Genomic DNA, 276 nt, shown 5'->3' on the forward strand with positions numbered 1-276 from the left:
GTATGGACCGTGTCTCAGTTCCAGTGTGGCTGATCACCCTCTCAGACCAGCTATCAGATCATAGCCTTGGTGAGCTTTTACCTCACCAACAAACTGATAGAACGCAGGCTCCTCCCCAAGCAATAAATTTTTACTCCGTAGAGACTATCCGGTATTAATCATCCTTTCGAATGGCTATCCCTGACTTGGGGGCAGATTCCAACGTGTTACTCACCCGTTCGCCGCTCTCAAAACTTTTAGCAAGCTAAAAGTTTCTACCGCTCGACTTGCATGTGT

The 276-nt window shown here is 47.5% G+C and carries 1 rRNA gene; it reads right to left on the bottom strand.

Annotation, left to right across the window (positions count from 1 at the left end):
• Window positions 1-276 (bottom strand): 16S ribosomal RNA (locus tag DC53_RS00045); the annotation flags it as partial.

Origin of the sequence: Pseudoalteromonas fuliginea, from assembly GCF_000690055.1 — a bacterium.
GTDB lineage: Bacteria > Pseudomonadota > Gammaproteobacteria > Enterobacterales > Alteromonadaceae > Pseudoalteromonas > Pseudoalteromonas fuliginea.